Consider the following 14,494-nt stretch of genomic DNA (forward strand, 5'->3'; position numbering starts at 1 on the left):
GAATTTGTTTTATACTTATCCATGCTTGAGTCCTTTATTATGGTCTTGGATAAGTCATCCAAGTTTCATTATAAAGGATTTTTTTGTGCATGGGAATGATGTTAAAATTTTAATGCAACACTAGTGATACTGTTATAATAATACAAAACATTCTATTTTAGCGAGGAGCACGCCCTATGACAATCAAAGCTGATCTCTCTCTCACCAAAGAGAAAATCTGCCTTCAATTAGCTGACAATCAAGGAACAATTACTATTTTTTATTCTGGTGACAAATCACTGCTTGTCACTGAACCAAGTGTCTATCTTTTGTTCAAAGACAACACGTTGAAAGCTGTTGGTTCAATCACTGACGAGAAACTGACTGCTCGAACAGCCTGTGACACGATGATCCAACTGACCCTTCCCTGGGATACAGAATTAGAGTATTTGGTACAAAGCCTTTCTCAGACCGCAGAAGAAGCCGGCATCAAGCTGTCTAAAAAAGCGACCAATGAGAAAATTCCTGCCAACTACTACAACAGCGTCACGGCTTATCAAGACATTTTGCTGACTATTTTGGAAAAATTTGGCTTCCATTTAAAAGCCAAGGAAGAACCTAAAAAACCAAGACCCGCTAAAGCACAGCATAGATGGCGTAAAGAAGTCGCTTCGATCGAGTTTTATGTCGATGACTTCGACTGCAAAGCGACGATCATTTGGCAAAAACGTAATGAGATGCTAATCAAAAAAGGCGCTCAACTTCGCAAAGAGTACGAATTAAACAAAGACGGTTCGGTCGGACTGGATGTACGGATGACGACTCAGCTGCGAACCGAACAAGAAGATAAGATCAAAGATTTTGTCACTACTGAAGACATTGTTTTGAAAAGCGTTAACGAAACAGGACTCTTCCTTTATTACGGTGGTCGTAATGGCTGGTTAGTCTTCAAAGATACAGAGGGGAAAACGATCGACGAATGGACGGTCGTCAAATAATCAAAAAGAAGCTGTCGCTTGTTTCTGCGACAGCTTCTTTTTGTGATTAAAATGCTTTTGTATCTGGATCAGGTGCTTCGCCAGCTGCACCTTTTAACCGGTCGATCGCTTGCATGTCCTCTGAACTCAATTCGAAGTCGAACAACTGACCATTTTCAATGATCCGTGACTCAGTCACAGATTTTGGTAACGGTAGGAATCCATGCTGCAAGCTCCAGCGTAAAACGATTTGTGCAACTGTTTTTTTGTATTTATCAGCCATCGTTTGTAATTCTGGAACCGAGAAGATTTTACCCGTCCCTAATGGACTATAAGCTTCACTTAAAATATCGTGTTTTTTGTTGTGTGCTACGACTGCTTCTTGTGCATCGCTTGGATTCAAATAAATTTGATTGACTACCGGTTTGATTTTAGCTGTTTTCAGTAATTCATCTAAATGGTGTGGCAGAAAGTTTGAAATACCGATCGCGCGAATTTTTCCAGCCTCGACAGCTTCTTCCATCGCACGCCATGCTTCTGCATTCGCTTCCTGCCAAGAATCACGCACAGCAGCGGGGTTGGGCCAGTGGATCAAATATAAGTCTAAATAATCGACACCTAATTTGGTCATTGATTCTTCCAAGGCTTTTTTCGCCCCTTCATAAGAATGCGCATCGTTCCATAGCTTGGTTGTTAGAAAAATTTCTTCTCTTGGGACGCCACTTTTGGCGATTGCACGACCAACAGATGCTTCATTGCCGTAAACGGCTGCCGTATCGATATGACGATACCCTGCATTCAATGCTGCCAATACTGAAGATTCAGCGACATCTCCATCAGGCGTTTGCCAAGTACCAAAGCCAACTACAGGAATCTCAACACCATTTGATAAAGTATACGTATCTTTTAAACTCATTTATTTCCCTCCTAATATTTGGTTCTTCATTTATCATATCACTAACTTGAAAAATTGAAAAACATTGTAAATGCGAAACGATTGTATTAGTATACATTCTATAAGTGGATCAATAAATTTATTGATAGGAGAATAAAATGTCAGTCAAAGAAACCCTTTTAACAACGATTGAAAAAAAGATCGATACCTATATGCAATTAGTGCAAACCATGTATGACAACCCTGAGATTGGAAACGAAGAGTTCGAAACAATGAAACTGCTCGTTGATTATCTGGATAGCGTAGGTTTTCAAACGACCTCTGGCTATGTCGTACCTACTGGTTTTTTAGGTGAATACGATACCGGCAAAGCTGGGCCAACCATCGCAGTGATGTGTGAATATGATGCCTTACCAGAAATTGGACACGGCTGTGGACACAATTTGATTGCCGGCATTGGTGTCGCAACCGGTGAAGCAGTCAAAGAGATCATTGATCACTTTGGTGGAAAACTGTTGGTTGTCGGAACGCCAGCAGAAGAAAATTTTGGCGGAAAAGTCAGTATGGCAGAAGCAGGTGTTTTCGATCAAGTCGATGCAGCCTTGATGGTCCATCCAGGTAGTCAAAACGGTGTTGGAAAAAGAACGACTGCTTTGAATCCAATCAAGTTTGAATTTTTCGGAAAAAATGCCCATGGCTGTCAACCAGAACTAGGCGCCTCTGCTTTAGATGCTGCAGTAATGAGTTATCTGCAGATCAATCTATTGCGTCAGTTTGCCGCACCTCATACGTACATTCACGGTGTGATCAAAGATGGTGGTGCAGCAGCCAATGTGATTCCTAGCTATGCTTCGCTTGAATATTATTTCCGTGCTCCGATGATGGGCTATGCAAAAGAAATCACTGAGAAAGCAGTTCGCGCAGTGGACGGTGTCTGCCTAGCTAATAATGTCACTTTCAAAACCTCTGTGTACGAGTGTCCTTACGAAGACACGATCATCAATTACAAATTAGCTGATTTATTGACAGAAAAATATACCGAGTTAGGCTTAACGGATATCCAGCCGGTCGATGAGGTAGCGACAGATTCTAGCGATGTCGGTGCTGTCAGCTATCGATGCCCTACGATCCAAGGACACATCAAGATCTGCGGACCTGAAGTCGGAGCTCACACAAGAGAAATGGCCGCCGCTACGATTTCGCCTGCAGGTAAAAACGGGCTAATCAAGGCCGCTCAAGGCTTGTCACTGGCTATTTTAGAATTGTTGGAGAACCCCGAAACCTTGGCCGAAATCAAAGCAGAGTTTGAAGAGACGATGATGAATTTATAATAAAAGCTTCAAACTGTACTATTTTTATACAGTTTGAAGCTTTTTTCTATTAATCTTGAAAGCCAACTTCCCAACTCACAAAAAAGAATTTTGATTTATTATCAACAAGTACTTTTTCCAAAAATTTTTCTAAAATAACTCTTGATATATCTTAGTACGTTCAGGATCATAAGGAATTCTTTCTAAATCTAATCCGACTGTTTCTTGACCATAAATCAAATAATACAAACCTAAAATTGGTTCATTGTAATCTGAAAGATAACAGTCGACTCCTAATATATCTGCTGTCATTTGCCTTAGTATCTCTGATTGGAAAAAACCTCCACTTAAGGATAGTTGTCCTTGAATTTCCACCATTTGAGTCAACGTACGAATATTGATCAAGATCCCTTCTACCATACTTCGCACCATATCCGCTTTAGTGTGAATGATTCGTAAATTTTCAAAGCTCCCTGAAGTATCTTCTTGCCACAATGGTGCTCGTTCGCCATTAATAAAGGGACGAAAGCGTAAGCCTTTGGAACCCATTTCTGATTCTGCTAACATTTCGGGTAGTTCCTCAAAAAATCCTTCTGGGTATTTGCTAAAAATATGACTTGCCCATTCTAAAACGCAGCCACCATTATTTGACGGTGCGCCTATCACATAATACGAATCTCTCAAATAGTAGCAGAAATTTTGATGTTGGTTGAAAATCGGTGTATCTGTTACACGGCGCACAGCCGCACTTGTACCGATCGTTAAACTATTAGGAATTCCAGTTGCCACATAACTTGCAAAGGCAGCTAAACAACCATCACTAGCTCCAATCACCACTTCTACTGTTTCCGAGAGCATCAATTCTTCTGCTGCACGAGCTTGGATAGGAAAACTAGCGGTTGTGTCAACCAATTCAGCCAACTGTTCCCTTTGAATATCAAGATAATCCAAAATCTCCTGATCCCACTCTCTTTTTTTTAAATCAAAGAGGCCAGTTGCAGAAGCCGTGGAATAGTCCAAGACAAAAGTTCCCGTCAAATAATACATGACCATTTCTTTGATTCCATAATATTTTGCTTGCTCCATCTGACGTTTTTGCTGATTGAAATGAAGAATTTTCGCAAAAGGAGACATTGCATGTAAGGGCGTGCCCGTTTTTTGATAAAATTTTTCTGCAATCGATTCTTTTTTAAAGGTCTCTATTGTTTGGGCAGCCTGTGTATCGGACCAAAGATATAGTTCATCAGAGATAGAGCCTTCATAGACCAATAAGCTATGCATAGCTACACTGAAGCTTATTTTCGTGATCTCGATTCGGATATCTTTGGGAATCGTTTGAATCCCTTGTTGCAATACAACTAAAAGCTCACTCCAACGCTGATAGCATTTACCATTGGTTTCACGGTGCGTAGTGACTGGGCTGGACTGTTGAAACTTGATTTTTCCTTCAACGATTACAGCAAATTTCATTGCCGTTGTTCCAATATCGATTCCTAAAAACAAAGTCATCTCTCCTTTTTATACATTTTAGCACATATACATCAAAAACTGCCCTAAGCTACTAAAAAGTAGTTACTTAAGGCAGTTGCTCTTATTTCTGAGTTTTATCCAAAAATTTCGCTTCCAATCGATAGATCCGTTGTCCTCGAGAAGAAAATTTCTCTTCATATTCGGTCATGATGTTTCCCTCAAAACTACTAGTGTGTAAATCTAGCCAAACTTTTTGAAGAATCATTCCGTATTGAGACATACTAGCCAAAGAATATTCAAACAAACCTTGATTGTCTGTTTTGAAATGAATCTCACCTTCTGGGCGCAGAATCTGTTCATCGACAGCTAAGAAGGTCTTATAAGTTAGACGACGCTTTTCATGGCGTGTCTTTGGCCACGGATCAGAAAAATTCAAATAAATCTGATCGACTTCACTGTCAGCAAAATATTCAGTCAAGGCAGAGCCGTCTACATGTAGCAACTGTAAATTAGGCAACTCTTCTGCAATCAACTTGTCTAAAGCAAAGGACACCACACTGATCTGCATATCAATACCAATGTAGTTGATTTCCGGATGAGCTTTTGCCATATTAGAGATAAATTGTCCTTTCCCCATGCCAATCTCGATATGAATCGGCTGATGATTCCCAAAACGCTCAGCCCAGCGTCCCTTCCACTCCTGCGGCTGATCAACGACAAACTCTGGATGGGCAGCAATCAAATCTTCTGCTCCTGTACGTTTTCTAACTCTCATAATTCTTCCTTTCCATAAAACAAGGTGATTGATTAGACCACCTTGTTTTTTACCCTGTATAAATTCGTTTTAATTGTAAAATTTCCTGGTTCATTTTTTTGAACTGGTTACGTTTGTAATATTTTTTGACTTCTTGTAGCATACTCAACAAAGCATACCAATAAATTTTTTCCATATTTTCACTGTTGCCGTGAATGCCATAGCTCATCAACCAGTGATTCCAACTGGAGATCGGCAAATAATGCCCTAAGATCGTTCCAATATCGACTGCTGGATCGGCAAACATCACAGAATCCCAGTCAACTAAATATAAGTAATTGCGACAAACTAGCCAATTACGGTAATTAACATCGCCATGCACGACTGTCTTGTCTGATTCCTTGAAATTGGGGATGTTCTGAACCAAATAATAATGCACCATCGACAAAAATTGATTTTGTGCGACACTCTTTGGTAAATCCGTTTCGTATTCCTGTAACATTTTTTGAGGAGTCATCAGAATCCCACCCATTTTTTGGAGCATATCCTTCAACGATTGTGAGTGATGCAAATGATATAAAACATCGATCACATCATTTCGCTGACCGATTTCCTCGGGGTCCAGCAAACGACCTTCTAGCCATTCCTGAGCCGTCAGTGTATCTCCATTCCCTGTCCGTTTGGTCCAGATCAGTTTAGGTGTGATCCCTTCTTTTGACAAAGCAGCAAGCATCGGAGTGGTATTGCGTTTGATAAATACTTTGTCTTCTGCTTTTAAGCCGATATAAGCTTTGCCTGTATCGCCTTTGATGGGATGAAGATCCCAGTCATTATCCAAACGAATAGCCATCCTGCTTACCTCCTAAGTCTAATTGTTTGTGTTGCTCTTTCTTTTCACAATAATTCTTATTCTAGCGCCGGAACAAAGGGGCGTCAAGCACATATATGTTCGTTTTTTGATTCCCATCGGTTTTTCAGATAATCCTCAGCAGATTCTTAATCAGATAGCTTCTTCAAACGATAGGGCAAATAAAATTTTAGGAAAATCCCGGTCACGGCAAAATAGCCAGCGATCACGATCAAGCTGTCCCTCCAGCTTTCTAAAGCAAGTAAACTGATCCCTGAAAAAAGCAAAGCCGTCACAACCAACAGCAAACTTAGTAATTTTTGCATGGCCTGGATTTTTTGCTCGGAACGAATCGGATAAAGCTGCGCAATAACCACATATTGAAACTGATTATACAGCGGTAACAGCTGAAAACCAATCAAATAAATGAACAATCCGCCGATCGCCAGAGCAAACCAACGTTCAGGAATAAAGAACAGCAGTAGACCACCTATTACAATCAGTCTTAGATACAAACCACTAAATTCAGTCCCTCGAATCAAACGTCGTGCATACAAATACAGATACGTGTTCTTTGTATCGTAAGGAATTCTTTGTAGCAGTCCATCCATCGCTTTGCGACGCTTGATTTGCGCACTGATCTCGGGAACGTCCGTAAACAAATTGAAGAAACGGTACAAACGATGTAAACGATGCTGTTCAACAGCAATCATTTTCTCCCAATCGATCGGTGCGTGCATGTTTTTCCAACACAGATTGTAAAACAAGAAATTTTGTAAAACAGCCAAGATCAAGCCAATCACCGGATAGATAAACAGACACAAAGCTAAGGTTCCCATACTGATGATCCACCAAAGCAAAGAAGCATTCTTCGTCGCTTTCTCCATATCTTGAAACAGAGACATGCGCTGAATCAACAATTGACTGAATTTCAAGCACCACAGTGTCAGCAAATACCAAATAAATGTAGAAAAGCTCTGTCCTGTTGATACTACGACCAAAGGCATCATCGCCCCACCGATCAGCAGAAGCGCTGCAAATGGGAAATAGCAACTGTATTTAAGTCCTTCTGACAAGTACTCCCGCATCTGCTTTTCTTTTGGCAATAAAAAGACCATGTCTGCCGGTTTTGCTAAACTGGCAAATTGACCAAACGGCAAAGCAGCCAGCCAAATGATCAAAACCAGCATCGCTCCCAAGGTAAAATTCTCAGGTAATGTCTTCAACATATCAGAATAATACAAACCGATTCCACCGACTAAAAAGGTCATCGTCAGTGCAAAATGATCATTGACTACGTATTTTAAATAGCGCTGCATTTTTTTCTGGTACCGCTTCATTCGTTCTTGAAAGAATTTCTTCATCTCTTACGCCTCCTCTGTCAACGCAAGATAGATTTCATCCAGAGAAGCATGCGCCAAGTTGAATTGCTGCCTCAAATCTTCTAATGTTCCCTGTGCCCGAATCTCGCCATTGTGTAGCATGATGAAACGATCACAGTATTTCTCAGCAGTCGCCAAAACATGGGTCGACATCAAGATCGAAGCTCCTGTTTCTTTCATCTCTTTCATTAACTCTAGCAATGCATGGATCGCTAGCGGGTCTAAGCCAAGAAATGGTTCGTCGATAATGTACAGACTAGGTTCGATCAAAAAAGCACATAAGATCATGACCTTTTGCTTCATTCCTTTAGAAAAATTCGCTGGAAACCATTCTAATCGGTTTTCCAAGCGAAAGGTCCTCAATAAGCTTTCTGCGCGTTTTAACGCGACTTCTTTGGGAATGTCATACGCCATTGCTGTGACTTCCAAATGTTCACGTAGCGTCAACTCTTCATAAAGTGCCGGACTTTCAGGTATATAGCCGATTTGTTTTCGATACTCCTCCGGCTCATTTTTCAAAGTCAAACCATCGATATCGATCGTTCCCTGCTGTGGCTGAAGTAAGCCGATGATCTCTTTGATCGTTGTGCTTTTTCCAGCACCGTTCAAGCCGATCAAGCCGACCAATTCGCCATTGTTTATATTAAAACTAATATCTTTTAAAACAGGCAGCTGACTATAGCCACCTGTTAGATTTTTAATTGTTAATGTCATGTGTGATCCTCCAAAAGTTGGTGAGTCTATTATAACATGAACCTTTGGAGAAATAATTTAAAGAGTGAAGTTATTTTTGTTTCAATCGTTACATTTTTGTTAGCCGAAAGCCTTGCTTCACAAAGTCAAAAAACGCTTTGCTCATCTGCCTGTCAACAAATCAACAAAACGGTTCATCAAAAAATCTGGATCAAGTAAACAATCATCGGAATCGTCACCAGTGAACAGATCGTTGTAAAAAAAACAAGTTTTGCTCCTAACTCACCATCTTTTCCTAGTGAACTAGGAATCAAAATAATCGAGCTAGCCACAGGACAAGCACCACAAATCGTAATGATCTCCACCACTTTCTGATACTCCTCACTGATAAAATAGGAAAGGACAGCCGAAATGACCAGAAAAAATAGCAACGGTAGCAAAAGTAAGCGAAAACCGGTCGTTCGCCAGATGATCGTGTCATTCAGCAAAGGCCTCAGCTTTACAGGAGCTAAATAGATGCCGATCACAAACATGGCTAAGGGCGTATTGACTGCTGAAAGCATCGACAACAGCCGATTCATGCTTGTAGGCAACGAAATTTGTAAAACAAACAACAGAACTCCAATAATTACTGGGAAGATTCCCGGATTCAAAATGAGTTTTTTAAGTGAAAGCTTTTTCCCCTCTTGAAAATGACTGATCCCATGTGACCATAAAAAAATATTGAAAACCGCCACAAACACACCACCAAAAAAAATCCCATCCGTTCCATATAAGGTATATAAAATGGGAAAGGCCATAAAACCACAATTAGAATAAACAACAGCCAAGCGATGGATGCTGTTTTCATAGGAATTCTCGTGATAGAACTTGCTGACCAACATCCCTAAAAAATGATAAATCACCGCTAATGAAGCGGCCAATAGCAAACCATAGAATTCACTAGCAGACCACTCTCGCTGAAAGGAAGACACGATCAATGCTGGGACGATCACATAAAGTAGGATGGTACTCATTTGCTTTGCTCCTGAAACATCCAGCATGCGTTTTTTTGTCAGCAGCCAGCTGATACTGATCAGCACAGCCATAAGGATCAATTGCTGAAAAACAAGCTGAGCAGCAATCATAGGCTACTCAGCACTTCATCTAATATTTTTATAGCTCTATCGATTTCTTCGATTGAGACCGTCGTTGGGGGGATAAAACGCACCATGTTCTTTTTCGGTCCACAAGAAAGTAAAAGTAGATCCTTTTCCAGACATTGAGCAATGACTGTCTGTAAAATTTCCTGTGAAGTCAACTTCTCTGTATCCTTGAATTCCATCGCCAGCATCAAACCAACACCGCGTACATCTCTGATAAAAGAATATTTTTCTTGTAGTTTATGAAGCTGATCAATAAAGTAGCTTCCTTGCTTCTGGGCATTGGCAATTCCTTCTTCTTCAAGCACTTCGATCGTTGCCAGTGCAGCGGCACAGGCAACCGGATTTCCGCCAAAGGTTCCTCCATGTGCTCCCGGCTCCCACTGGTCCATGATTTCTTCTTTGGCTAAAATAGCACTCAACGGAAAGCCGTTGGCGATTCCTTTAGCAACTGTACGGATATCTGGTTCTACATCAAAATACTCTGAAGCGAACATGTGACCCGTTCTACCAAAACCTGTTTGAATCTCATCGAAAATCAAAAAGATGCCATATTTATCACATAACTCTCTCAAATATCGTACAAAATCTTTTGGAGGAACCACATAACCGCCTTCTCCTTGAACCGGCTCCATAACGATCGCCGCAACGGAATAAGGATCGATCAGAGAACGAAACATTTCATCGAACTGATCAAAGTACGGCTGGGGCGTCTTGCCGTCAGTGACAGGATACGGACTGTTCGCCAAATTAGGAAACTCCGCAAAATAAACACTCGGCATCATCCCTTCATATAGTTTGCGATAGGAAGCATTGGAGGCTGTGATCGACATCGCTCCGATCGTCCGCCCATGAAAACTATTTTTAAACGAAATGATCGCTGGACGTTTGGTGACATATTTTGCCAACTTGAGCGCACCGTCATTCGCTTCTGCACCACTGTTACTAAAGTACACCTTTGTAGGGAGTTTAGAGATTGCTACTAGCTTTTCCGCTAAGGCTACATAGCTCTCATAGTAAACGACATTGTGTCCGCCATGGACCAATCGATCGATCTGTGCTTTGGCAGCCTCGACGACTCGCGGATGATTGTGACCTAGATTGTTTACCGCCACACCGCTGGCAAAGTCTAGGATTTTACGACCATCTTCCGTAAATACATAACTACCCTTTCCTTCAGAAACGCCTAAAGTCGTTGATCGACTTGAGACGGGTGACAAGACCTTCTGTGCTCGTTCATATAAAGACACCATCAACTTCCTCCTTCTAGATACTTGATACTGGATTTGTCTTGGCCCACAAAGAGGCAACAACTTCTTCTGTTACGTCCCCTGCAGTATTGGCCAAACTTCTTGCTTGAATCATTGTTTTCACGGTATAGGTCGCGATTTCTTCTGTTGTCAATTCTCGAGGTCTACCGATCAGATACTCGATTTGAGATAGAAAGTCTTCTATTTCAAAAAAGCCCATACTGTTCATTGCCCGCTGGATCTTTTCTTTTTGGTATTCTTTTACGTAATCCAAATAACTGCGAAGCAAAAAGGCATTGGCTTGTCCGTGAGGGATCCCCTGATAGTAAGTATAACAATAGCCCATTCCATGGACACTTGTTACCCCAGTATGAGTGATCACGATACCACCGATCAAAGAAACATACATTAGTTTCTCACGGAGCTCTGATGAAAATTCATTGTTGCGCAACGCCGGCAAACATTGTCCGAAGACTTCCATGGCACTCATGGCCAAGGCATCACTCAAAGGCGTGGCACGTTTGCTCAAATACCCTTCAAAAGAATGGGTAAAGGCATCAACTGCCGTGAAGAGAATCGTTTTTATTGGAACAGCCTCCGTATATTTTGGATCGATCAGTGCCAGCTTTGGAAATGTCCATTCATTTCCAAAACTTATCTTCGTCTCAATGTCTTTTTTTACCAGCACACTGTAAGGTGTCACTTCACTGCCAGTACCTGCAGTTGTCGGGACTGCAATGATCGGTAAGGCGTGGGTGAAAGTGTTGTTCAACAACTCTTCTGTATCCAGATCATTGACTGCCAAAACAGCGATCGCCTTTGCGGCATCCAGCGGAGAACCTCCACCAATACCGATCACAAAATCCACACCACTTTCTTTGGCCAGTGCTGCTCCTGCAAGAACAGTCTCCAGGGAAGGATTGTTCTCTACCTTGTCAAACAAGACAAAAGAAAGACCCTCTTCCTGTAATACCGTCACGATCTCGTCATAGGCACCACTGCGTTTAGCAGAAGATTTTCCTGTTACGAGCATCGCTTTCCTGCCATATGTTTGCAAAAGTGCCGCTTGTTTTTCAACGGCATTTTCTTCTAAAAAGACTTGAGTCGGCATCAAAAAGGAGACCTTCATTTCACTACCTCCAACTGCTCGACTAGATTCGTCACTGATTGTAATTGCAAGCTTTGCAACGATTCTTCGGAATAGAATGAAGCATGAGGGGTGATGATCACATTTTCTCTATGGAGCAAGGGCTCATTTGCCAGATCCGGCTTTTCGCTGAACAAGACATCCAGACCTGCTCCTCGAATCCATTCTTGTTCCAAAGCCAACAACAACGCAGCTTCTTCGACATTTTCTCCACGTCCAAGATTTAAAAACAACGGAGATTTTTCTAAATTTTCAAAAAATTCACGATTGAAGAGTGCTTTATTTTCTGACGTCGTTGCCACGTGATTACTAATGATGTCTGCCCGCTCTTGGATCTCTGTCCAGTCGGCTTTTCTGATACCAAATGCTTGCAGCTCCTCAGCTGTTTTATAAGGATCGTAACCAATGACTTCCATCCCAAAAACCTGTGCTCGTTTTGCTACTGCACAACCAATCTTGCCACAGCCAATGATCGCGAGTGTCTGAGTGGACAAACGATGCATCGAGCCTACCGATTTGTAGCGCCAAATATGCTTTTGTTCGATTTGCTTCGTATACGCTTTTAGCTTGCGATTCAAACTTAAAAGTAGAGCCAGTGTATGATCGGCAACATCTTCGGTACAATAGTTCACTAAAGGAACGACACGGATATTTTTACTGGCTGCTGCTTCCAGATCTACCTTGTCAAAACCAGTCGCATTGATTGAAATGCACTGAAGCTGCAAATTATTTTGAAAAAAGGCAGCATCCAAATCCAGAAACGCAGTCAACAAACCATCTGCAGTCTGTACGCGTTCAATGAATTCTTGCTGATCCTGATAGGGATAGATCTCGACTTCAATACGATCATCAAAATCCTTAATTGCTTGGATCTCAACAGCTAAATCCCTGCTTGCTAAAACATCCGGGTAATCACTGATCAATATTCTCATAAAAAACCTCCATCTTGCCTTCTTCCGCTGATTTCGTCAATGACTGATTAAACGGCAGCGGAAGATGACCGTTCTTCTGATTTTTTCAACGTTGTTAGAACTTCTCGAATCAACGCTGGTAACACTTCATAAGAGTAGGGTTTGTAGATTCGTTCTTTCCAAGTATGGGCCCCTTTGCCAAAAACACCTAAATTGACCGTCGGAATCGATAGCTGCTGAATCGTTTGAACCGGCAAGGGGTAAATATCCGCCATTCCTGGGAAATTGTCCATAATTGCAGCAATTTCCTGATCACTTTCATTCATCGCTAAATAACTGCTGTCAGACAGAAAGGGGAAAAAGCGTCTTTTCTTGAAAACTTCTCCGGTTTCCTTAGCAACTTTCTCTGCAGCTGACTGCACAGCGCTATCTAAAAGACTATGCTGCTCGACTTCATTATGGGGACAAAAAGGTGGTGCCAAGAATAAAATAACTTTAGGAGAATCGTCCCCCGTAGCTTGTTCCAATGCATCGATGAAAGCGAAGCCCAATTCTCTTTTATCCAATTTTTCTGATCTTGTCAGTAATGTCTGTAGAATAGCTTCCGGGTCGGTTTTTTTTCGACAAAACGCTAAATATTCTTCAAACAGATAGACGGTGACCGAATGATCGATCCGGCCCTGCGGTACATGGATATTCTTTCGATGAGCAGCCAAACGTTCATCTAACGAATGAGTCACTTGATCGACTGCCTGTTTTGTTGCATCCAGCAAGGTGTCCAACACATCTTTGGCTGACTTTTCATACAGAAAAGTATTGAAATACAAATGTGCTGTTTTTGCTGTTTGTACATTATAAAAATCTTTTTGATCTCTTTGATACAGCACAGATGAAGGAAGAATCTCTTCATCGTCAATTTCCTCGCACAAGGCCGGATTCGTATTGATCGCCAGATTGATGGCACTAGACAAGAGTGTCGGATCAATGCCTTGCAGCGTATTTCCGACATGTGCTTCTCGCCCTTTGATATAAAAACAAGAGAGCATCTTACCTGCAGCACCCGTATAGAGATAACGTGTCGTATCTGCTTCATGTAAAGGGGAAACAAAATCAGTATTGATCGCTGCGATGAATTCGTAGCCCTGCTGTTTGAATTTGATCAATTCCGGCAACGCTTCGATCATGCCTGTATGATCATTTTCTTCCACAGGATTTCCCATGAACAACAGATTGAAGGGCAGTTCTTCTAAATGTTCTGTATAAAACAGCAGATTGATCAAATGGACGGCCATGCCACTTTTCATATCCAGCATGCCTCTGCCAAATGCCCAATCTCCAGAAAGTGCTTCTTCCTGTACTTCAGGATCTTCTTCATATTCTTGAAAAAAGTGCAGCAGATTTTCTGGATCATAGGCTAGGGATTTTATTTTTCCAAAGTCTTCGATTCCTACTGTGTCCATGTGTGCGTGAAGCAACACGGTTTGTTTGACACCTTTTTTAGGCAGAAAAGCAAAGACGTTTTTTCTTTGATAAGGGTCCTCCGGAAGTTCCGTCGTCCATACAAACTGTGGCTGTTCTTCAAAATAGGGAAAAGACAATAAAATCTCTTTGATTTTTTGACTGATATCCGCTTCACCGTGCAATGAATTGTTGATGCTAGGGATATTTACCAGCTCTTTTGCCACCGTCTCGATCTGCTGCGGCATTGCCAGCTGACTGATTCGCTGATACATTCGT

General features: G+C 41.5%; 13 protein-coding genes. 2 read left to right on the top strand and 11 right to left on the bottom strand.

Translation table 11 applies throughout. The features are described from left to right. The first annotated feature begins 176 nt into the window (after window positions 1–176). Window positions 177–977, top strand: a complete 801-nt coding sequence (locus tag ACWODM_RS08580; protein WP_455320966.1) for a hypothetical protein — start codon at window positions 177–179, stop codon at window positions 975–977. A 46-nt stretch (window positions 978–1,023) separates the two neighbouring features. Here the strand turns inward: ACWODM_RS08580 and ACWODM_RS08585 are convergent, their stop codons facing one another. Continuing rightward, window positions 1,024–1,872, bottom strand: a complete 849-nt coding sequence (locus ACWODM_RS08585) for an aldo/keto reductase (RefSeq protein WP_455320967.1) — start codon at window positions 1,870–1,872, stop codon at window positions 1,024–1,026. Between the two features lie 137 nt (window positions 1,873–2,009). On the opposite strand from ACWODM_RS08585, the gene ACWODM_RS08590 reads away from it, so the two are divergent. Further along, window positions 2,010–3,182, top strand: coding sequence for a M20 family metallopeptidase (locus tag ACWODM_RS08590; protein WP_455320968.1), 1,173 nt, complete (start codon window positions 2,010–2,012; stop codon window positions 3,180–3,182). Window positions 3,183–3,311: 129 nt separating this feature from the next. Here ACWODM_RS08590 and ACWODM_RS08595 read toward each other — a convergent pair whose 3' ends face one another. The 10 genes from ACWODM_RS08595 to ACWODM_RS08640 all read right to left on the bottom strand — a co-directional run bounded on the left by ACWODM_RS08595 (window position 3,312) and on the right by ACWODM_RS08640 (window position 14,490). Beyond that, window positions 3,312–4,664 (bottom strand): gluconokinase, encoded by a 1,353-nt coding sequence (locus ACWODM_RS08595; protein ID WP_455320969.1) that lies wholly within the window; start codon window positions 4,662–4,664, stop codon window positions 3,312–3,314. A gap of 88 nt (window positions 4,665–4,752) precedes the next feature. After that, window positions 4,753–5,406 carry a tRNA (guanosine(46)-N7)-methyltransferase TrmB gene (gene trmB / locus ACWODM_RS08600; RefSeq protein WP_455320970.1) on the bottom strand — a complete coding sequence of 218 codons (654 nt, stop codon included), beginning with the start codon at window positions 5,404–5,406 and terminating at the stop codon, window positions 4,753–4,755. 49 nt (window positions 5,407–5,455) lie between these two features. Further along, window positions 5,456–6,235, bottom strand: a complete 780-nt coding sequence (locus ACWODM_RS08605; RefSeq protein ID WP_455320971.1) for a phosphotransferase family protein — start codon at window positions 6,233–6,235, stop codon at window positions 5,456–5,458. A gap of 146 nt (window positions 6,236–6,381) precedes the next feature. Continuing rightward, complete coding sequence (locus tag ACWODM_RS08610; RefSeq protein WP_455320972.1) at window positions 6,382–7,596, bottom strand: ABC transporter permease; 1,215 nt, start codon at window positions 7,594–7,596, stop codon at window positions 6,382–6,384. 3 nt (window positions 7,597–7,599) lie between these two features. Continuing rightward, window positions 7,600–8,328: an ABC transporter ATP-binding protein gene (locus ACWODM_RS08615; RefSeq protein WP_455320973.1), complete on the bottom strand. Its 729-nt coding sequence runs from the start codon at window positions 8,326–8,328 to the stop codon at window positions 7,600–7,602. 176 nt (window positions 8,329–8,504) lie between these two features. Continuing rightward, entirely contained in the window at window positions 8,505–9,434 is a 930-nt protein-coding gene (locus ACWODM_RS08620; RefSeq protein ID WP_455320974.1) for an AEC family transporter, read from the bottom strand. Beyond that, window positions 9,431–10,702: an aspartate aminotransferase family protein gene (locus ACWODM_RS08625; protein ID WP_455320975.1), complete on the bottom strand. Its 1,272-nt coding sequence runs from the start codon at window positions 10,700–10,702 to the stop codon at window positions 9,431–9,433. The genes ACWODM_RS08620 and ACWODM_RS08625 overlap by 4 nt, the downstream gene beginning before the upstream one ends. A gap of 13 nt (window positions 10,703–10,715) precedes the next feature. Continuing rightward, on the bottom strand, window positions 10,716–11,828 hold the full coding sequence (locus ACWODM_RS08630; RefSeq protein WP_455320976.1) for an iron-containing alcohol dehydrogenase family protein: 1,113 nt from the start codon (window positions 11,826–11,828) through the stop codon (window positions 10,716–10,718). Then, window positions 11,825–12,778 carry an NAD(P)-dependent oxidoreductase gene (locus tag ACWODM_RS08635; protein WP_455320977.1) on the bottom strand — a complete coding sequence of 318 codons (954 nt, stop codon included), beginning with the start codon at window positions 12,776–12,778 and terminating at the stop codon, window positions 11,825–11,827. Before ACWODM_RS08635 ends, ACWODM_RS08630 begins: the two co-directional genes overlap by 4 nt. Window positions 12,779–12,825: 47 nt before the next feature. After that, entirely contained in the window at window positions 12,826–14,490 is a 1,665-nt protein-coding gene (locus tag ACWODM_RS08640; protein ID WP_455320978.1) for a peptidase M20, read from the bottom strand. Window positions 14,491–14,494 lie beyond the last annotated feature (4 nt).

The sequence above is a fragment of the Enterococcus olivae genome, assembly GCF_053760925.1.